Origin of the sequence: Salmonella sp. WC3 (genome assembly GCF_042932255.1) — a bacterium.
Classification (GTDB): Bacteria; Pseudomonadota; Gammaproteobacteria; order Enterobacterales; family Enterobacteriaceae; genus Salmonella; species Salmonella enterica.
This window is the reverse complement of sequence record NZ_CP170629.1, coordinates 3,249,287-3,269,728: the sequence shown is the minus strand read 5'-3', so window position 1 is coordinate 3,269,728 and position 20,442 is coordinate 3,249,287. Positions and strand designations below refer to the sequence as shown.

The 20,442-nt window shown below is 51.3% G+C and carries 12 protein-coding genes and 1 pseudogene; 9 read left to right on the top strand and 4 right to left on the bottom strand.

What is annotated here, in order from left to right; genetic code table 11:
* Positions 1-161 precede the first annotated feature (161 nt).
* Positions 162-890: a bifunctional 2-polyprenyl-6-hydroxyphenol methylase/3-demethylubiquinol 3-O-methyltransferase UbiG gene (ubiG, locus tag ACFK9X_RS16085; RefSeq protein WP_151117016.1), complete on the bottom strand. Its 729-nt coding sequence runs from the start codon at positions 888-890 to the stop codon at positions 162-164.
* Between the two features lie 82 nt (positions 891-972).
* Positions 973-1,854 carry a GntR family transcriptional regulator gene (locus ACFK9X_RS16080; protein ID WP_151117014.1) on the bottom strand — a complete coding sequence of 294 codons (882 nt, stop codon included), beginning with the start codon at positions 1,852-1,854 and terminating at the stop codon, positions 973-975.
* A 49-nt stretch (positions 1,855-1,903) separates the two neighbouring features.
* Between ACFK9X_RS16080 and ACFK9X_RS16075 the strand changes: the two genes are divergently transcribed.
* From ACFK9X_RS16075 to rcsC, 4 genes are all read left to right on the top strand, one after another.
* Entirely contained in the window at positions 1,904-3,229 is a 1,326-nt protein-coding gene (locus ACFK9X_RS16075) for an MFS transporter (RefSeq protein ID WP_000098078.1), read from the top strand.
* A 14-nt stretch (positions 3,230-3,243) separates the two neighbouring features.
* Entirely contained in the window at positions 3,244-4,446 is a 1,203-nt protein-coding gene (locus tag ACFK9X_RS16070) for a mandelate racemase/muconate lactonizing enzyme family protein (RefSeq protein ID WP_000705587.1), read from the top strand.
* 409 nt (positions 4,447-4,855) lie between these two features.
* Entirely contained in the window at positions 4,856-7,492 is a 2,637-nt protein-coding gene (gyrA, locus tag ACFK9X_RS16065; protein ID WP_151117012.1) for a DNA topoisomerase (ATP-hydrolyzing) subunit A, read from the top strand.
* A gap of 117 nt (positions 7,493-7,609) precedes the next feature.
* A complete protein-coding gene (gene rcsC, locus ACFK9X_RS16060; protein WP_151117010.1) occupies positions 7,610-10,456 on the top strand; it encodes a two-component system sensor histidine kinase RcsC in 2,847 nt (948 codons plus the stop codon).
* 101 nt (positions 10,457-10,557) lie between these two features.
* Here rcsC and rcsB read toward each other — a convergent pair whose 3' ends face one another.
* Both rcsB and rcsD read right to left on the bottom strand, forming a co-directional pair.
* The gene (gene rcsB / locus ACFK9X_RS16055; protein ID WP_001061919.1) at positions 10,558-11,208 is read right to left on the bottom strand and encodes a response regulator transcription factor RcsB; all 651 of its coding nucleotides are present in this window, start codon (positions 11,206-11,208) and stop codon (positions 10,558-10,560) included.
* Positions 11,209-11,224: 16 nt separating this feature from the next.
* On the bottom strand, positions 11,225-13,894 hold the full coding sequence (gene rcsD, locus ACFK9X_RS16050; RefSeq protein WP_000083201.1) for a phosphotransferase RcsD: 2,670 nt from the start codon (positions 13,892-13,894) through the stop codon (positions 11,225-11,227).
* 728 nt (positions 13,895-14,622) lie between these two features.
* On the opposite strand from rcsD, the gene ACFK9X_RS16045 reads away from it, so the two are divergent.
* The 5 genes and pseudogenes from ACFK9X_RS16045 to ACFK9X_RS16025 all read left to right on the top strand — a co-directional run bounded on the left by ACFK9X_RS16045 (position 14,623) and on the right by ACFK9X_RS16025 (position 20,438).
* Positions 14,623-15,759, top strand: coding sequence for a porin OmpC (locus tag ACFK9X_RS16045; protein WP_000865526.1), 1,137 nt, complete (start codon positions 14,623-14,625; stop codon positions 15,757-15,759).
* A gap of 114 nt (positions 15,760-15,873) precedes the next feature.
* Positions 15,874-16,926 (top strand): FAD:protein FMN transferase ApbE, encoded by a 1,053-nt coding sequence (gene apbE, locus ACFK9X_RS16040; protein WP_000784307.1) that lies wholly within the window; start codon positions 15,874-15,876, stop codon positions 16,924-16,926.
* 80 nt (positions 16,927-17,006) lie between these two features.
* Positions 17,007-18,066, top strand: a pseudogene (gene ada / locus ACFK9X_RS16035) (bifunctional DNA-binding transcriptional regulator/O6-methylguanine-DNA methyltransferase Ada).
* A gap of 2 nt (positions 18,067-18,068) precedes the next feature.
* Complete coding sequence (gene alkB / locus ACFK9X_RS16030) at positions 18,069-18,719, top strand: DNA oxidative demethylase AlkB (protein ID WP_114043193.1); 651 nt, start codon at positions 18,069-18,071, stop codon at positions 18,717-18,719.
* Positions 18,720-18,794: 75 nt separating this feature from the next.
* Positions 18,795-20,438 carry a multidrug ABC transporter permease/ATP-binding protein gene (locus tag ACFK9X_RS16025; RefSeq protein WP_151117007.1) on the top strand — a complete coding sequence of 548 codons (1,644 nt, stop codon included), beginning with the start codon at positions 18,795-18,797 and terminating at the stop codon, positions 20,436-20,438.
* The last annotated feature ends 4 nt before the right edge of the window (positions 20,439-20,442 follow it).

Sequence of the window (20,442 nt, the reverse complement as noted above, 5' to 3'; positions counted from 1 at the left end):
AAAAGCGTAAGAATCGCTAAATGCGCGTCTGATAAGGCCTGGAGAGGATGTCAACAATTCATAAAAAAAAATCAAAATTTGATCGAATGCTGATTTCTTCATCGAAGAGAAAGGTTGCGCCCGATGATCTAACGCAACCCTTATAGGAAAATTCTTTGATGTCAGGCTTTTTGAGCGCGGGTATGCAACATGTAGTTAACGTCTACTCCGGGACCGAGTTTGAAAGTATTAGTTATCGGGTTGTAGTGCAGCCCGGTGATATGTTGCTCTTTCAGGACGGTTTCATCTACCCAGCTTAACAGTTCAGCAGGCTTAATGAATTTCTTCACGTCGTGCGTGCCTTTTGGCACCATGCGCAGAATATACTCAGCGCCGACGACCGCCATCAGCCAGGATTTTCCATTGCGGTTCAACGTTGAGAAGAACACCTCGCCGCCGGGTTTAACCAGTTGGGCGCAGGCGTGGACGACCGATTGCGGATCGGGAACGTGCTCCAGCATTTCCATACAGGTAACGACGTCGTATTGCTGGGCGTGTTTTGCCGCATGTTCCTCAACCGTCTCCTGCACGTACTCTACCTCGATGCCGCTTTCCAGCGCATGCAGTTTGGCGACCTGCAAAGGCTCAAAGCCCATATCCAGCCCGGTAACGGTAGCGCCTTCGCGCGCCATGCTCTCCGCCAGAATGCCGCCGCCGCAGCCGACGTCGAGTACCTTTTTACCAAACAGGCCGCCTGAGCGCTCAGTAATGTAGCCAAGGCGTAGAGGGTTGATGCGATGCAATGGCTTGAATTCGCCCTCCAGATCCCACCAGCGCGACGCGACGGCTTCGAATTTGGCGATTTCATTATGGTCAACGTTGTGAGCTACCGACGGTTTTTCAGTGTTCATGAGTACATGAGATTCCGCTATTGATCTATCGGGGCAGTATAGCAGGTGCAAAGTCGCTGCGTTATATCTACTGCCGTCTTTATTACGCTTTCAGCGCAAGAAGTTTTCTTGCGCGTTCTGTAAAACCGCTACCGATGTGGTGCGTGATAAAATTACAGACGCCCTCGACGTTGTTATTTTTTAACATATCCAAAATAGTGGCATGTCCACGGTTAGAGCTGGTGATATATTCAGCGGTAAAATCCAGTCTGTAGCGAATTGCCAATAAACGTGCTGAGATCAACAGGTGTGCTTGTGAAATGTATTTATTATCGGCATATTTCACAAAAACATAATGAAAATCATGATCCAGTTTGAGGTAAGCTTGCGTATCTCGCTCTGCATTAATTTTTGCTGACTTCGATAAAATATTGCTTAATTCGACTATGACATTGTTAGCATTTTTCTCCATCGCTTCACGAATCGCGCCCTGTTCAAGGATAACCCTCATTTTGATGAGATCATTGATATCCTCGTCGGTGACAGAAAAAACAAATGTCCCACTGCGGGGAATGATGTTGACTAAGTTTTCATTATAGCTCAGCCAAATAAAAGCTTCACGAATTGGTGTTTTACTTACCATCAGAATATTTGATAGTTCATTTTCACTGATCGCTTGCCCAAGATCGAAATCGCCATGGATAATCATCTCCCTTATTTTCTCTTTAATCACCTGGGTGATGGATTTGGGTATTTCAATTGATATGTGACTAAAGTCACGCTTTAATCTATTTTTCATTTTCTTCTCCTCCATGGTTAAACCCGGCTCCATTGTAATTAATTTATTCAAAATTAACGGATCTAATATATCAGATATAAGAAAATTTACATACTTTATTGTTGTTGTATATTTCATTAAGTTTGCTTGCTGATATATCAGATATGACACATTAGCTTTTGAATTGTATTGTTTTTTACGTAACATCGATTCCGGTCAATACCCTTATTCATTGAATCATAAAAGGTGATGCAAAATGAGTAGTCCACAAGAAAATTTATACGATGCAATTCGTATTGTAAAAAGGAAAATCATTCCTTTGGCCTTTATTCTTTACTTTTTTAACTATATGGATCGTGTCAATATTGGGTTTGCTGCATTACGCATGAATGAATCTCTCGGTATTACGCCTGAGGATTTCGCTAATATTTCTTCTATATTCTTCATATCATATTTAATCTTTCAAATTCCGAGTAGCATTGGCTTGCAAAAGCTTGGTGCAAGAAAATGGATTAGTTCCATTATTATCGGCTGGGGAGCGGTAACAGGGCTGATTTTTTTTGCTAAAGATACTCAACATATTTTGCTGGCTCGCATTTTTTTGGGGGTATTTGAAGCTGGCTTTTTCCCGGGCATGGTTTATTATCTTGCATGCTGGTTCCCGGCTCGTGAACGCGGAAAAGTCAATAGTTTCTTCATGTTATCTATTGCTGTTGCATCGGTATTGGCTGCACCGATGTCTGGTTGGATCATCGAGCATTTGAATACCCCGGATTATGAAGGCTGGCGCTGGCTTTTTGCTATTGAAGGTATCCCTACCGTATTCCTTGGCATCCTGACATTTTATTTACTGCCTGACAGTCCAGAAAAGGCTAAATGGCTTACGCCACAGCAGATATCGGCCTTAGTTAATAAATTACGTACTGACAATGAAACCGCAGCTGCATTAAATAAAAATACCAACTCATCCTTTCTTTCCGTAATCAAAAATCCAGTTTTGCTTCAGCTTTCTTTCGCCTACATGTTGATTCAGGCGGCTGCTCTGGCGGCAAACTACTGGTTGCCGGGGTTGGTGAAGGGATTTTCAGCTGATTTTACGGATACTGACGTTGGTTTAATCATGAGTATTCCGTTTATTTTCGCTATGTTCAGCATGCCCTGGTGGGGCTGGCATTCCGATAAAAAGAATGAACGAAAATGGCATGCTGCATTACCCATGTTTCTGGCAGGCTGTGGTTTTCTGATGATTGCTCTTGTCCCCTCAATGTCGCTGAGAATGCTGGGGCTAACGTTCTATGGTGTTGGGATCCTCAGCTATTACGGACCTTACTGGGCGCTGCCTTCTGCATTATTGTCGCCGTCAGGGTTGGCTATCAGCATTGCGTTTATTAACTCATGTTCAAGTCTTGGCGGATTCCTGATTAATAAATCACTGGGATTCGTTTCTACTCATTATGGTGCGACAGGAATATTTATTGTAGAGGCAATACTTTGCTTCGCTGCGGTAGCCGTTTTGGCGTTAATGAAAATTGATGTGAAAAAAGAAAAAAGCCAACAAACAAATGTTGTATCACGAACCTGATAAATGGAGAAATTATGAAAATTACGTCTATTGAAGTTTTTGACTGTGAATTAAAAAAAAGAGATCAAACGATGTCCTCCTATAATCCAGTACTTATCCGGGTGAATACCGACTCAGGATTAAGTGGTATTGGCGAAGTAGGACTGGCCTATGGCGCAGGCGCTAAAGCTGGCGTAGGGATCATCAGAGATCTGGCGCCATTGATTGTGGGTGAAGATCCACTAAATATCGAAAAAATTTGGGAGTTCTTTTTCAGAAAGACTTTTTGGGGGATGGGGGGCGGGAACGTTTTTTATGCCGGAATGAGCGCTATTGATATTGCTCTTTGGGATATCAAAGGTAAATATTTAGGTGTACCTGTTTATCAGCTCCTTGGCGGGAAAACTAATGAAAAATTAAGAACCTATGCTAGTCAGTTACAATTTGGTTGGGGGGATAAACGCCAGATATTAGTGACACCTGAGGAATATGCTGAGGCGGCGCGTGCGGCTCTTGACGATGGATATGATGCGATTAAAGTGGATCCACTCGAAATCGATCGTAATGGCGATGACTGTGTTTTTCAGAATAGAAATCGTAACTATTCAGGATTGTTACTGGCCGATCAATTAAAAATGGGGGAAGCGCGAATTGCCGCTATGCGTGAAGCAATGGGGGATGATGCTGATATTATCGTAGAAATCCATTCTCTTCTCGGTACAAACTCAGCTATTCAATTTGCGAAGGCGATAGAAAAGTATCGTATCTTTCTTTATGAAGAACCGATCCATCCATTAAATTCTGATAATATGCAGAAAGTTTCCCGTTCAACAACGATTCCAATCGCCACTGGCGAGCGTTCCTACACAAGATGGGGATACAGGGAATTACTGGAGAAGCAGTCTATTGCCGTAGCGCAACCTGATTTGTGTCTCTGCGGCGGAATTACCGAAGGAAAGAAAATCTGTGACTATGCTAATATTTATGACACCACTGTACAGGTGCATGTTTGCGGCGGTCCTGTTTCCACGGTAGCCGCGCTGCATATGGAAACGGCAATTCCCAACTTTATTATTCATGAACATCATACCAATGCGATGAAAGCATCTATTCGGGAACTTTGTACCCACGATTATCAGCCGGAAAATGGCTATTATATCGCGCCGGAACAGCCCGGATTGGGTCAGGAATTAAACGATGAGGTAGTGAAAGAATACCTGGCCTATGTGATTAAATAGCATCTGGTGATACTGATTATGGTTTATGCCTCCCGGCATATCCCCTAAATAATTCGAGTTGCAGGATAAAATGGTTAACCGTCTTGAACAGCGCTTGCGCTAACCCCGACGGGGCGAGGCCCAGGGATGGGCCGAGTAACTTGCCGCCAACGCACATGAAACTTGAAGTATGACGGGTATACACGGGAGGTATTGATTTTCCAGCCTCTTCCTGGCCAGGCCCAGATCTCCTCTGTGTCGCCTCTGAAGCCGATCGCCGATAAACGCCGAGACCACGCTTATAAATGAAGAGAGCATGCGGCACCCGAATAAAGCATTGTCTGGCTGCATTCCGTTTACCAGTACGTGGGCGAATGTGTTATAATTTGCGACCTTTGAATCCGGGATACAGTAGAGGGATAGCGGTTAGATGAGCGACCTTGCGAGAGAAATTACACCGGTCAACATTGAGGAAGAGCTGAAGAGCTCCTATCTGGATTATGCGATGTCGGTCATTGTTGGCCGTGCGCTGCCGGATGTCCGAGATGGCCTGAAGCCGGTACACCGTCGCGTACTTTACGCCATGAACGTATTGGGCAATGACTGGAACAAAGCCTATAAAAAATCTGCCCGTGTCGTTGGTGACGTAATCGGTAAATACCATCCCCACGGCGATTCCGCAGTGTATGACACCATCGTTCGTATGGCGCAGCCATTCTCGCTGCGTTACATGCTGGTGGATGGTCAGGGTAACTTCGGTTCTATTGACGGCGACTCCGCGGCGGCAATGCGTTATACGGAGATCCGTCTGGCGAAAATCGCCCACGAACTGATGGCCGATCTCGAAAAAGAGACGGTGGATTTCGTGGATAACTATGACGGTACGGAAAAAATTCCGGACGTCATGCCGACCAAAATTCCGAATCTGCTGGTGAACGGTTCTTCCGGTATCGCAGTAGGTATGGCGACGAATATCCCGCCGCACAACCTGACGGAAGTGATTAACGGCTGCCTGGCGTATATCGACAACGAAGACATCAGCATTGAAGGGCTGATGGAACATATTCCGGGTCCGGACTTCCCGACCGCCGCGATCATCAACGGTCGTCGTGGTATCGAAGAAGCCTACCGTACCGGTCGTGGCAAAGTGTACATCCGCGCCCGCGCGGAAGTTGAAGCTGACGCGAAAACGGGCCGTGAAACCATCATCGTGCATGAAATTCCCTATCAGGTGAACAAAGCGCGCCTGATCGAGAAAATCGCCGAGCTGGTGAAAGATAAACGCGTGGAAGGCATCAGCGCGCTGCGTGACGAATCCGACAAAGACGGGATGCGCATCGTGATTGAAGTGAAACGCGATGCGGTGGGCGAGGTGGTGCTTAATAATCTCTACTCCCAGACCCAGATACAGGTTTCCTTCGGTATTAACATGGTGGCGCTGCATCACGGCCAGCCGAAGATCATGAACCTGAAAGATATCATTTCAGCGTTCGTGCGCCACCGCCGTGAAGTGGTGACGCGCCGTACTATTTTTGAACTGCGTAAAGCCCGTGACCGCGCGCATATCCTTGAAGCTCTGGCGATTGCGCTGGCCAACATCGATCCGATTATCGAACTGATTCGCCGTGCGCCAACGCCGGCGGAAGCGAAAGCGGCGCTGATTTCGCGTCCGTGGGATCTGGGCAACGTTGCTGCGATGCTGGAGCGCGCCGGTGACGACGCCGCGCGTCCGGAATGGCTGGAGCCAGAATTTGGCGTGCGTGACGGTCAGTACTACCTGACTGAACAGCAGGCGCAGGCGATTCTGGATCTGCGTTTGCAGAAACTGACCGGCCTGGAGCATGAAAAACTGCTCGACGAATACAAAGAGCTGCTGGAGCAGATTGCTGAATTGCTGCACATTCTGGGCAGCGCCGATCGCCTGATGGAAGTGATCCGCGAAGAGATGGAGTTAATTCGCGATCAGTTCGGCGATGAGCGTCGTACCGAAATCACCGCCAACAGCGCCGATATTAATATCGAAGATCTGATTAGCCAGGAAGATGTTGTCGTGACGCTGTCTCACCAGGGTTACGTCAAATACCAACCGCTGACGGATTACGAAGCGCAACGTCGTGGTGGGAAAGGTAAATCTGCCGCGCGTATTAAAGAAGAAGACTTTATCGACCGCCTGCTGGTGGCTAACACCCATGACACCATCCTCTGCTTCTCCAGCCGGGGCCGTCTGTACTGGATGAAGGTCTATCAGCTGCCGGAAGCCAGCCGCGGCGCGCGCGGTCGTCCGATCGTCAACCTGCTGCCGCTGGAAGCCAACGAACGTATCACCGCGATTCTGCCGGTTCGTGAGTATGAAGAAGGCGTCAACGTCTTTATGGCGACCGCCAGCGGTACCGTGAAGAAAACGGCGCTGACCGAATTCAGCCGTCCGCGTTCCGCCGGTATTATCGCGGTGAACCTCAACGACGGCGACGAGCTGATTGGCGTTGACCTGACTTCTGGTTCTGACGAAGTCATGCTGTTCTCGGCCGCGGGTAAAGTGGTGCGCTTCAAAGAAGACGCCGTCCGTGCGATGGGGCGTACCGCGACCGGTGTGCGCGGTATTAAGCTGGCGGGAGACGATAAAGTCGTCTCTCTGATCATCCCACGCGGCGAAGGCGCTATTCTGACCGTAACGCAAAACGGCTACGGGAAGCGTACCGCAGCGGACGAGTACCCGACCAAGTCTCGTGCGACGCAGGGCGTTATCTCTATCAAAGTGACCGAGCGCAACGGTTCCGTTGTCGGTGCGGTACAGGTAGACGATTGCGACCAGATCATGATGATCACGGATGCCGGTACTCTGGTGCGTACCCGTGTGTCCGAGATCAGCGTAGTGGGACGTAATACCCAGGGCGTTATCCTTATCCGCACGGCGGAAGATGAAAACGTGGTGGGTCTGCAACGCGTTGCTGAACCGGTAGATGACGAAGAACTCGACGCTATCGACGGCAGCGTGGCGGAAGGGGATGAGGATATCGCCCCGGAAGCGGAAAGCGATGACGACGTTGCGGATGACGCTGACGAGTAATGTTATTGCTGTGCGAGGGCCGGATATCCGGCCCTTTTTCTTTGCCGTTGCGGGCTACGTCATTTACCGCTACCTTAGTCACACTCTATTTACATCCTGAGGCGGAGCTTCGCCCCTTTGAAATACCTTGCTTCCTTTCGAACTACGCTGAAAGTCTCGCGCTACTTATTCAGAGCGTTAGCGTTACTCATTTGGCTCTTAATCGCCTTTGTTTCGGTGTTTTACATCGTCAATGCCCTGCTCCAGCGGGAGTCTGAAATTCGTCAGGAGTTCAACCTTAGCTCCGATCAGGCGCAGCGTTTTATCCAGCGCACGTCGGACGTGATGAAAGAGCTCAAATATATCGCCGAGAACCGTTTAACGGCGGAAAACGGCGTCATGTCGTCGCGTGCGCGTGATGACAAAATGGTGGTGCCGGACTTTGAACCGCTATTTGCCGACTCAGACTGTGCGGCGATGGGCTCCGCCTGGCGCGGATCGCTGGAGTCGCTGGCATGGTTTATGCGTTACTGGCGCGACAACTTTTCAGCGGCGTATGATCTTAACCGCGTTTTCCTGATTGGCAGCGATAACCTCTGTATGGCGAATTTCGGCCTGCGTGAAATGCCCGTGGAGCGCGATGATGCGTTAAAAGCGTTACATGAGCGGATTATGAAATACCGCAACGCGCCGCAGGAAGAAAGTGGGAATAACCTTTTCTGGATAAGCCAGGGCGCGCGTCAGGGCGTGGGCTACTTTTATGCGCTGACGCCGGTGTATCTGGCCAATCGTCTGCAGGCGCTGCTGGGCGTTGAGCAGTCCATCCGTATGGAAAATTTTTTCACGCCCGGCAGTTTGCCGATGGGCGTCACTATTATTGATGAGAACGGCCATTCGCTGATTTCGTTGACCGGTCCTGACGGCAATATTAAAGCGGAGCCGCGCTGGATGCAGGAGCGCTCCTGGTTTGGTTATACGCCAGGTTTTCGCGAACTGGTACTCAAAAAAAGCCTGCCGCCATCCTCGCTCAGTATTGTCTATTCTGTGCCTGTAGATTTAGTCCTGGAGCGTATTCGTATTCTTATCCTGAACGCTATCCTGCTGAACGTGCTGGTGGGTGCAGGGCTGTTTACGCTTGCGCGGATGTATGAGCGGCGAATTTTCATTCCGGCGGAGAGCGATGCCCAGCGTCTGGAAGAGCATGAACAGTTCAACCGTAAAATCGTCGCCTCCGCGCCGGTGGGGATCTGTATTCTGCGCACTATTGATGGTGTCAATATTCTGAGTAACGAACTGGCGCACACCTACCTGAACATGCTCACGCATGAAGACAGACAGCGCCTGACGCAAATCATTTGCGGCCAGCAGGTTAACTTCGTCGATGTATTGACCAGCAATAATACCAATTTGCAAATTAGCTTCGTCCATTCCCGCTATCGCAATGAAAACGTTGCGATTTGCGTGTTGGTAGATGTGAGTACGCGCGTCAAAATGGAAGAGTCGCTGCAAGAGATGGCGCAGGCGGCGGAGCAGGCAAGCCAGTCTAAATCCATGTTCCTTGCGACGGTCAGCCATGAATTGCGCACACCGCTGTACGGTATCATTGGCAATCTCGATCTGCTGCAAACCAAAGAGCTGCCAAAAGGCGTGGAACGTCTGGTCACGGCGATGAATAACTCCTCCAGTCTGTTGCTGAAAATTATCAGCGACATTCTCGACTTCTCGAAAATTGAGTCGGAACAGCTAAAGATTGAGCCGCGCGAATTTTCACCGCGAGAGGTGATGAACCATATCACCGCCAATTATCTGCCGTTGGTGGTGCGTAAGCAGCTCGGTCTGTATTGTTTTATTGAGCCTGACGTGCCGGTATCGCTGAACGGCGACCCGATGCGTTTACAGCAGGTTATTTCAAACCTGTTGAGCAACGCCATTAAGTTTACCGATATTGGCTGCATCGTGCTGCATGTGCGCTGTGATGGGGATTATCTCAGCATTCGCGTGCGGGATACCGGCGTCGGTATTCCGGCAAAAGAGGTGGTTCGCCTGTTCGATCCCTTCTTCCAGGTGGGAACCGGCGTACAGCGTAACTTTCAGGGGACCGGTCTGGGGCTGGCGATTTGCGAAAAATTGATCAGCATGATGGACGGCGATATTTCCGTCGATTCGGAGCCTGGCATGGGAAGCCAGTTTACGCTGCGCATCCCGCTTTATGGCGCGCAATACCCTGTGAAAAAGAGCGTGGAAGGACTCGCCGGAACCTGCTGTTGGCTGGCGGTGCGCAATACTTCTTTGTGCCAGTTTATTGAGACCAGTCTGGCGCGTAGCGGCGTTCATACGCAGCGTTATGAAGGGCAAGAACCCGCCGCGGACGATATTTTGATTGTCGATGACGCGCTGGAGCATACCTGGCAGGGGAGGGCGGCGGTCGTCTTTTGCCGCCGTCATATCGGGATTCCGTTGGAAAGAGCGCCGGGCGAGTGGGTGCATAGTGTGGCGTCGGTGCATGAGTTGCCCGCGCTGTTGGCGCGTATCTATAGTATTGAGCTGGATAGTGAAGCGCTTTCCAGCGCATTGCCGACGACGGATAAAACCGCAGATTCAAATGACGACATGATGATTCTGGTCGTTGACGATCATCCGATCAATCGCCGCTTGCTGGCCGATCAACTGGGATCGCTGGGGTATCAGTGTAAGACAGCCAATGATGGCGTGGACGCTCTGAATGTGCTGAGTAAAAATGCTATCGATATTGTTCTGAGCGATGTGAACATGCCGAACATGGACGGCTATCGCCTGACGCAGCGTATCCGTCAGCTTGGGCTGACGCTGCCGGTCGTCGGCGTGACGGCGAACGCGCTGGCGGAAGAGAAACAACGTTGCCTGGAGTCCGGTATGGACAGCTGTTTGTCGAAGCCTGTGACGCTGGATGTGTTGAAACAGACGCTGGCGGTGTATGCCGAGCGGGTACGTAAAACGCGGGCATAAAAAATGCCGGATGGCGGCGTCGCCTGTCCGGCCTGCAAAAGATGAGTCGACTGGTAGGCCTGATAAGCGTAGCGCCATCAGGCTGGGTAACGTAAAGCGATTTATTCTTTGTCTGTCGGACTCAGGGTGACGGAAGAGAGATAGTTGAGCAGCGCGATATCATTCTCTACGCCCAGTTTCATCATCGCCGATTTCTTCTGGCTGCTGATGGTCTTAATGCTGCGGTTGAGCTTCTTGGCGATTTCGGTGACCAGGAAGCCCTCGGCGAACAGGCGTAATACTTCGCTCTCTTTTGGCGACAGGCGCTTATCGCCGTAACCGCCTGCGCTGATTTTCTCCAGCAGACGAGAAACGCTTTCTGGGGTGAATTTTTTGCCTTTTTGCAGCGCGGCCAGCGCCTTAGGCAGATCGGTTGGCGCACCCTGTTTGAGTACGATCCCTTCAATATCAAGATCCAACACGGCGCTCAGGATCGCCGGATTGTTGTTCATGGTCAGAACGATAATAGACAGGCTCGGAAAATGACGCTTGATGTACTTGATCAAGGTGATCCCATCGCCGTATTTATCTCCCGGCATGGAGAGGTCAGTGATCAACACATGCGCATCTAATTTCGGCAGGTTGTTGATCAATGCTGTGGAATCTTCAAATTCGCCGACAACATTCACCCACTCGATTTGTTCAAGTGATTTGCGAATACCGAACAGTACAATCGGGTGGTCATCGGCAATAATTACGTTCATATTGTTCATGTATTGGGCTACCTTGCTACAGCAAGCTTTTGACGTAGGCGTCAATGTCGCTGATATATTTTTCTATACCTGGAGCATCTTTCTCACGAATCAGATGTTCCAGCGTTTCACATAACTGCTTGCCGGGTACCAGATTAAGCATGGCAAACACCCCTTTCAGGCGGTGGGCCGTTTGGGCCAGCGCAGCGAAATCGCTGGTTGCCGCCTCAGTATACAACCTCTTAACATCATCCGGTACTGTGTCTACAAATAGCGCATAATAGCCGCTGGCATGAAGCTCGGCATTTTCATCTCCGCCGAGCGGGGAGGCGGGAATCTCTTCCTGCGCCAGCTGCTCTTCGATAAGTTGTAGTACAGCTTCCTGCATAGCATTGCTCATATTAAAGTTGACGCGCAACTGACCCGGGCCAATTTTCCGCACGCCTGACTCATCATCGCTTAAAAGCAAGCCCGAGGCAGTAAGATTAGACGGATTATCCGTTAAAAAGAGATCATATTCTTGACTTATCTGCCTTTCATCCGGCGTGATGCAGGTGGCGCCCCAGTTTTCTAACTGACGCAGCACAATCGCGCGAACCTCGTTGGACGTCACATCGACCATCACGCTCACGTCGTCCAGCAGGCGCTCTTCGACCTGAGTATGCTGATCGTGAGGAAGCATTTTGACATGAACGGTATAGCGCGTGCCCAGCGTTTCTCGCGCTTTAATGTTGAGATGACCGCCCAGTTTGCGCGCCAGTTGATTGCACAGCCAGAAGGTGAGCGGATTCGCTTTGCCGTAACGATCGCCCTGCGTTTCATTCATATACGGGAAATGCAGATTATCAATCTCGTTTAACGTTACACCTTCGCCCGTATCCAGAATACGGAAAGTCAGACGCTCCGCGATAGATTCATCCTGCTCGACTTCAAGCGTAATTTTACCCATAGCAGTCGTCGTGACGGCATACTGAATCAACAGCAGCAAAATCCGGCGCAGGGCGTCGCGATCGCCCCAGCGTTCATCGTTGCCGCTAAGATGGTTATTAATCAGCAGTTGCAGCCCTTTACGCTTAATGGCGGGCAGCACTTCCGGCACGACTTCGTCAATAAGATCCTGCAGGGAGAACAGCGTTGCTTCGCTCTTCCATGCGTCATTTTCCAGCATATTCGCCAGTTGGATTTCATCGATCATACGTACCAATACATCCGCCTGATCCGCCAGTTTCAGGCTTTCCGGCGTGGTGACTGCCGCGGCGTTAACCGCCAGTTGGCGTACGGGCTCTTTAAGCGTGTTGCTGATATTTTGCATAAAGGCGGCGCGGCCCTGCTGATTCTTCTCATACAAACGCTGCGCCTGTTTAAGCTTCTTATTCACCAGCACTTCCCGGTCCTGATCGCGAATAATAAAGATCTGCGTGCGGGGAGCGATCTGGCTGCGAAACAGACGGATCTCATACAGTTCGTTATTAATTGTCGCCTGAATCACGCCCTGATGCTGTTCCGCCATGCTGGTAATATTTTGCAGGTTAAGATGCGGCAACAGATGATCGGCGATTTTATTGCTGATCACGGTGCGGTTGCCTTCCTGATCGTAGACCAGCAGACCCAGCGGCAGCAGAGAAACGATCTCTTCATTAATGGCGCGTAAGACGCGAAGCTCATTATTCGCCGCGTTGCCGGATGTCGATTCCGTCGACCGTCCCGGCTGATGACGGAACGTGGCGTAGCCAAATAACGCCAACGCCAGCAGCCCGATGTTCAGCAGTAAAGGCAGCAAAATATTTTGCAACGTATCAAGCAAAAGCGTACCGAACGGTACCTGCCAGATCAGGCGCATTCCGGTAGAGTTAAGCGCTGAGGAGATCTCAATTTTTGAACCGTTAAAGCTAATCGTGACGCTATCTGGCGCTTCCTTTTCACTGCTTCGCCCCGTCGCCTGGGTTGCGTCAGGCTCTATCCGAAAACTGTCCAGCGGCATTCCCGGCGGGATTAAATCATTAATGGGCAGATCAAACGCCACCACGGTTGCCAGATGTCCTGGCTGATTGAAGGTCGTGCGCAGCGTAAAATAGTGACCGTTTTGCCAGGCCAGTTTTCGCAATGAGGAGAAACTTTCGCGCTCATCCAGCGCATTCGCCTGCTGCAACATCTCTGCCCGGCGGGAATCGACGATATTGCCAATAGTGGACTCTTTAAAGCCGGAAGAGAGATCTTTCAACGGTAGGGTAGAGATAAGAATCAGGCTGTTATCCTGTCCGTTGAGGTAATACATTGACCACGGCACGTTTTCCGCGCCCCACAGCGTATCCAGATAGGTTGACATACGCTGCGTCATTTCCAGCGTGGCGCTGTCATGGGAACCGAAAATCAGCGCTTCAGTTTTACGTCGCGGCTTTTCAAGATAATACACATCCTGCTTCAGACGCGTTTCCTGAAGTCCTTCACCTGTCGATGGCGTAGTGGTCGCGGCGATGTTGTCATAAATTTGCCAGGTAACATACCGCCAGGTATCCACGCGTTTATGAATAGCGTGGGTGATATCGACAATTTGATAGCTTTTGTCTTTCAACCAGGCGTTGACGGCGCTCTGTACCATAACGCCCATCGTTACCAGCAGCACAATGATCAGCAATAAGAAGAAACGGGTAATGCTTCCCGGTAGAAGGGAGAATCGGGTAGAGACCGTTGTGTCAGACTGACTCATTTATGTTTACGACCTGTAAAAGCAACGCTGAAGGTGAAGGGCAGTATAAAGGGTAATGAATGAATTTCCAGACTCTTACGTCATGCCGGGCAACTTAACACGCGCTCCGTCGGCGGGACGGGAAAAGCGTACAACCTTCGCAGAACGGTACAAATATAAAGACTACTTATAAATGTTTAGCACTAAATATCAAGAAATTATTTGCTAATGTCTTACGAACGGTCGAGCAGGGGAGGGTAGTGGATAACCGTGATAGTTTTAGGCAGGTAGCATAAATCAGCCGGGTGTGTCTGAAAAAGGGTAAAAAAAACCGAATGCGAAGCATCCGGTTGAAATAGGGGTAAACAGACATTCAGAAGTGAATGACGGTAATAAATAAAGTTAATGATGATAGCGGTCACTATTTTAGTTGCGAATGAAGATTCTGTTTTATCATTCAGTGCTATGAATTTCATCAATTTAACCCGTTGATTTTAAAAGTTTCGTGAATATATTTTGTCTATTTGTGCTTATTTTTACTTGATTTTTGCTTTAAAAAAGTTCCGTAAAATTCATATTTTGAAACATCTATGTAGATAACTGTAACATCTTAAAAGTTTTAGTATCATATTCGTGTTGGATTATTCTGTATTTTTGCGGAGAATGGACTTGCCGACTGGTTAATGAGGGTTAACCAGTAAGCAGTGGCATAAAAAAGCAATAAAGGCATATAACAGAGGGTTAATAACATGAAAGTTAAAGTACTGTCCCTCCTGGTACCAGCTCTGCTGGTGGCGGGCGCAGCGAATGCGGCTGAAATTTATAATAAAGACGGCAACAAATTAGACCTGTTTGGTAAAGTTGATGGCCTGCACTACTTCTCTGACGACAAAGGCAGCGACGGCGACCAGACCTACATGCGTATCGGCTTCAAAGGCGAAACGCAGGTTAACGATCAGCTGACCGGTTATGGCCAGTGGGAATATCAGATTCAGGGCAACCAGACTGAAGGCAGCAACGACTCCTGGACGCGTGTGGCGTTTGCGGGTCTGAAATTCGCTGACGCAGGTTCCTTCGATTATGGTCGTAACTACGGCGTAACCTATGACGTGACCTCCTGGACCGACGTTCTGCCGGAGTTCGGCGGCGACACCTACGGCGCTGACAACTTTATGCAGCAGCGTGGTAACGGCTATGCCACCTACCGTAACACCGACTTCTTCGGCCTGGTGGATGGCCTGGACTTCGCGTTGCAGTATCAGGGCAAAAACGGCAGCGTGAGCGGTGAAAACACCAACGGTCGCAGCCTGCTGAACCAGAACGGTGACGGTTACGGCGGATCGCTGACTTATGCAATCGGCGAAGGCTTCTCTGTCGGTGGCGCTATCACCACGTCTAAACGTACTGCCGATCAGAACAACACCGCTAACGCTCGCCTGTATGGTAACGGCGATCGCGCCACGGTTTACACCGGCGGCCTGAAATACGATGCGAACAACATCTATCTGGCAGCGCAGTATTCTCAGACCTATAACGCAACCCGTTTTGGTACCTCTAACGGTAGCAACCCGTCCACCTCTTACGGTTTTGCCAACAAAGCGCAGAACTTTGAAGTGGTTGCTCAGTACCAGTTCGACTTTGGTCTGCGTCCGTCTGTGGCTTACCTGCAGTCTAAAGGTAAGGACATCAGCAACGGCTACGGCGCCAGCTATGGCGACCAGGACATCGTAAAATATGTTGATGTCGGCGCGACTTACTACTTCAACAAAAACATGTCCACCTATGTTGATTACAAAATCAACCTGCTGGATAAAAACGACTTTACCCGCGATGCGGGCATCAACACCGACGACATCGTAGCGCTGGGTCTGGTTTACCAGTTCTAATCAGCAAAAGATGTTGCTAAAGGGCCTGCGGGCCCTTTTTTCATGCCTTATTCCGGCGTACAAATACGACGTTTTGATATACGCTTGCGTCCATTCGAATGAGGATAAACAGCGATGAAAATGACTTTTTGCCGGGCCGTGTGTCTGGCGGCGGCTTTTTTACTTATGGGCTGCGATGAGGCTCCCGAAACGACAACAGCGTCACCTGCCGCTCAGGTGCTGGAAGGTAAAACGATGGGGACCCTCTGGCGGGTGAGCGTGGTTGGTATCGATGCGAAACGTGCCGCAGAGTTACAGACTAAAATCCAGACTCAGCTTGATGCTGATGATTGGTTGCTTTCTACCTATAAAAATGACTCCGCGCTAATGCGTTTTAACCATTCACGCAGCCTTGCGCCCTGGCCGGTCAGCGAAGCCATGGCGGATATCGTGACCTCGGCGCTGCGTATTGGCGCGAAGACGGATGGCGCGATGGATATCACCGTGGGCCCGCTGGTCAATCTGTGGGGGTTTGGACCGGATCGGCAGCCGCTGCATATCCCAACACCAGCACAAATCGATGCGGCAAAAGCGAAAACAGGCCTGCAACATTTGCAGGTTATCGACAGGGCTGGACATCAGTTTTTGCAAAAAGATCTGCCGGATCTTTATGTTGATCTCTCCACGGTCGGGGAGGGCTATGCGGCGGATCATCTGGCGCGTCTGATGGAGCAGGAGGGCATTGCGCGTTATCTGGTCTCGGTGGGCGGCGCATTAAGCAGTCGCGGGATGAATGCGCAGGGGCAGCCGTGGCGCGTCGCGATTCAGAAGCCGACCGACCGGGAAAACGCGGTGCAGGCGATTGTGGATATCAACGGGCATGGCATCAGCACCTCCGGCAGCTACCGTAACTATTATGAGCTGGATGGCAAGCGCGTCTCGCACGTTATCGATCCGCAAACGGGGCGCCCCATTGAACACAACCTGGTATCGGTTACGGTCATTGCGCCAACGGCGCTGGAAGCGGATGGCTGGGACACCGGCCTGATGGTGCTCGGTACGCAAAAGGCGCAAGAGGTCGTGCGGCGGGAAGGGCTGGCGGTCTTTATGATCATGAAAGAAGGTGAAGGCTTTAAAACCTGGATGTCGCCGCAGTTCAAAACGTTCCTGGTGAGCGATAAGAATTAAAACGCAAGATTACGGGTTTTTGTGGGCGGATTTACGGACACACTGCATGTAAGCAAGCACTATGCTTAATGAAGGAGTCTATGATGAAAAAAGCGTTACTTACCGATGATGAATGCTGGCTGCGGGTGCAGGCGCGCGATGCCAGCGCGGATGGGCGTTTCGTTTTTGCGGTGCGAACCACCGGCGTTTTTTGCCGTCCTTCTTGTCGCTCGAAGCGGGCATTACGTAAAAATGTTAGCTTTTTTGCCAACGCGGAGCAGGCGCTGGACGCCGGTTTTCGCCCCTGCAAGCGCTGTCAGCCGGATAATGCGCGCGCGCAGCAACGGCGGTTGGATAAGATTGCCTGCGCCTGCCGTTTACTTGAGCAGGAGACGCCGGTAACGCTGGCGTCTCTGGCGCAGGCGGTGGCGATGAGCCCGTTTCATCTGCACCGTCTGTTTAAAGTGAGCACCGGAATGACGCCGAAAGGGTGGCAGCAGGCGTGGCGCGCCCGGCGGCTGCGTGAGGCGTTGGCGAAAGGAGAGCCGATCACGGCGGCTATTTACCGCGCTGGCTTCCCGGATAGCAGTAGCTACTACCGTCATGCCGACCAGACGCTGGGCATGACGGCAAAACAGTTTCGCAAAGGCGGCGATAATGTCTCCGTTCGCTATGCGCTGACGGACTGGGTTTACGGACGGTGCCTGGTGGCGGAGAGCGAGCGGGGGATTTGCGCGATTCTCCCCGGTGATAGCGACGACGCGCTACTGGCTGAATTACACACCCTGTTCCCGGCGGCCCGCCACGAACCTGCTGACGCGCTTTTTCAGCAACGGGTGCGGCAGGTTGTCGCGGCTATCAACACACGCGATGTGCTGCTCTCGTTGCCGCTGGATATCCAGGGAACCGCGTTTCAACAGCAGGTCTGGCGCGTTATGCGCAATTCCCTGCGGCGAAACCGTAAGCTATCAACAGCTTGCCGCGACTATCGGCAAACCCACGGCGGTACGCGCGGTCGCCAGCGCGTGCGGCGCGAATAAACTGGCGATGGTGATCCCGTGTCATCGGGTCGTGCGTCGCGATGGCGCGCTCTCCGGTTATCGTTGGGGCGTGCGTCGAAAAGCGCAGCTATTAAAGCGAGAAGCGCAAAAAGAGGAGTAGCAATGCTGGATCTATTTGCTGATGAAGCGCCCTGGCAAGAGCCCCTGGCGCCTGGCGCGGTGGTGTTGCGCCGCTTTGCGTTTCGCGCGGCGCAGTCGCTATTAGACGATATCGGGTTTGTCGCCAGTCAGTCTCCGTTTCGTCAGATGGTGACGCCGGGCGGCTACACCATGTCGGTGGCGATGACCAACTGCGGCGCGTTAGGGTGGACCACCGATCGTCACGGTTATTGTTATGCCGTGCGCGATCCGTTGACCGATAAACCCTGGCCTGCGCTGCCGTTATCGTTTGCCAGCGTATGTCGTCAGGCGGCAATCGCGGCAGGGTATGCGAGCTTCCAACCGGACGCCTGCCTGATCAATCGCTACGCGCCCGGCGCAAAACTGTCGCTGCATCAGGATAAAGACGAGCCGGATCTGCGCGCGCCTATTGTCTCAGTTTCGTTGGGGGGGCCGGCGGTTTTTCAGTTTGGCGGCCTGCGTCGCAGCGATCCGCTCCAGCGGATCTTACTGGAGCATGGCGATATCGTGGTCTGGGGCGGCGAGTCCCGGCTGTTTTATCATGGTATCCAGCCGCTTAAAGCGGGCTTTCATCCCATGACCGGTGAATTTCGTTACAATCTCACCTTCCGCCAGGCGGCTGAAAAAGAATAAAAATAAGAATTATTATTGCCGTGCAGGTGGAGTTAGTTAAACTGCGGGCTGTTATTATCGGTCCGGGTTGTATGCATGGAACTTCTTATTCTTGTCTGGCGGCAGTACCGCTGGCCATTTATTAGCGTGATGGCGCTGAGCCTCGCCAGCGCGGCGCTGGGGATTGGCCTGATCGCGTTTATCAATCAGCGCCTGATTGAAACGGTGGACACCACCGTCATGGTGCTGCCGGAATTTCTCGGTCTGCTCCTGTTGCTAATGGTCGTCACATTAGGTTCCCAACTGGCGCTCACCACTCTGGGACACCATTTCGTTTACCGCCTGCGCAGCGAATTTATCAAGCGCATTCTGGATACGCACGTTGAACGCATTGAGCAACTGGGCAGCGCCTCTTTACTGGCCGGTCTGACCAGCGATATTCGCAATATTACTATCGCCTTTGTGCGTCTGCCTGAGCTGGTGCAGGGCATTATCCTCACCGTCGGCTCGGCGGCGTATCTGGCGATGCTATCGACAAAAATGCTGCTGGTTACGGCTATCTGGATGGCGGTCACTATCTGGGGCGGATTTGTGCTGGTGGCGCGGGTTTACCAGCATATGGCGACCCTGCGCGAGACCGAAGATAAGCTGTACAACGACTATCAGACGGTGCTGGAAGGACGCAAAGAGCTGACGCTAAACCGCGAGCGTGCGGAGCAGATTTTTCAGCAATGTTATACCCCGGATGCCAAAGAGTACCGTCATCACATTATCCGTGCCGATACTTTTCACCTGAGCGCCGTCAACTGGTCGAATATCATGATGCTAGGAGCGATAGGCCTGGTCTTCTGGATGGCGAATAGTCTCGGCTGGGCGGATACCAACGTCGCGGCGACCTATTCACTGACGTTGCTGTTCCTGCGCACGCCGCTGCTGTCTGCGGTGGGGGCGTTGCCAACCCTACTGACCGCCCAGGTGGCGTTTAATAAACTGAATAAATTCGCGCTCGCCCCGTATAAGCCTGATTTTCCACAGCCGAAAGCCTTTCCCGACTGGAAGACGCTGGAGCTGCGCAACGTGGTTTTCTACTATCAGGATAACGCGTTTTCCGTGGGGCCCATCAACCTGACGATTCACCGCGGCGAACTGCTGTTTTTAATTGGCGGCAACGGTAGCGGGAAATCGACGCTGGCCATGTTATTGACCGGTTTATACCAGCCGCAATCGGGAACGATTTTACTTGATGGTCAACCTATTGCCGCCGGGCAGCCGGAAGATTATCGCAAACTGTTTTCTGCGGTGTTCACCGATGTGTGGTTATTCGACCGCCTGCTGGGGCCGCAGGGGAAACCCGCCAATCCCGCTCTGGTCGAAAAGTGGCTTGAGCATCTGAAAATGACGCACAAGCTGGAGCTAAACGATGGGCGCATTTTGAATCTTAAACTGTCGAAAGGGCAAAAAAAGCGCATTGCGCTGCTGCTGGCGCTGGCGGAAGAGCGCGATATTATTTTGCTGGATGAGTGGGCCGCCGATCAGGACCCGCATTTCCGCCGGGAGTTTTATCAGGTGCTGTTGCCGTTAATGCAGGAAATGGGCAAAACCATTTTCGCCATCAGCCATGATGATCACTATTTTATTCACGCCGATCGTCTGCTTGAAATGCGCAACGGACAGCTAACCGAACTCACCGGCGACGAACGTGATGCCGCCTCGCGTGATGCGGTTGCGCGTACTGCGTAATGGC

What these genes read in the sequence shown, in the direction of transcription:
- ACFK9X_RS16080 (WP_151117014.1), bottom strand. Translation starts at nt 1,854, where the DNA reads ATGTTACGTAAAAAACAATACAATTCAAAAGCTAATGTGTCATATCTG.
- ubiG (WP_151117016.1), bottom strand. Translation starts at nt 890, where the DNA reads ATGAACACTGAAAAACCGTCGGTAGCTCACAACGTTGACCATAATGAA.
- ACFK9X_RS16025 (WP_151117007.1), top strand. Translation starts at nt 18,795, where the DNA reads ATGGAACTTCTTATTCTTGTCTGGCGGCAGTACCGCTGGCCATTTATT.
- alkB (WP_114043193.1), top strand. Translation starts at nt 18,069, where the DNA reads ATGCTGGATCTATTTGCTGATGAAGCGCCCTGGCAAGAGCCCCTGGCG.
- ACFK9X_RS16070 (WP_000705587.1), top strand. Translation starts at nt 3,244, where the DNA reads ATGAAAATTACGTCTATTGAAGTTTTTGACTGTGAATTAAAAAAAAGA.
- gyrA (WP_151117012.1), top strand. Translation starts at nt 4,856, where the DNA reads ATGAGCGACCTTGCGAGAGAAATTACACCGGTCAACATTGAGGAAGAG.
- ACFK9X_RS16075 (WP_000098078.1), top strand. Translation starts at nt 1,904, where the DNA reads ATGAGTAGTCCACAAGAAAATTTATACGATGCAATTCGTATTGTAAAA.
- ACFK9X_RS16045 (WP_000865526.1), top strand. Translation starts at nt 14,623, where the DNA reads ATGAAAGTTAAAGTACTGTCCCTCCTGGTACCAGCTCTGCTGGTGGCG.
- apbE (WP_000784307.1), top strand. Translation starts at nt 15,874, where the DNA reads ATGAAAATGACTTTTTGCCGGGCCGTGTGTCTGGCGGCGGCTTTTTTA.
- rcsB (WP_001061919.1), bottom strand. Translation starts at nt 11,208, where the DNA reads ATGAACAATATGAACGTAATTATTGCCGATGACCACCCGATTGTACTG.
- rcsD (WP_000083201.1), bottom strand. Translation starts at nt 13,894, where the DNA reads ATGAGTCAGTCTGACACAACGGTCTCTACCCGATTCTCCCTTCTACCG.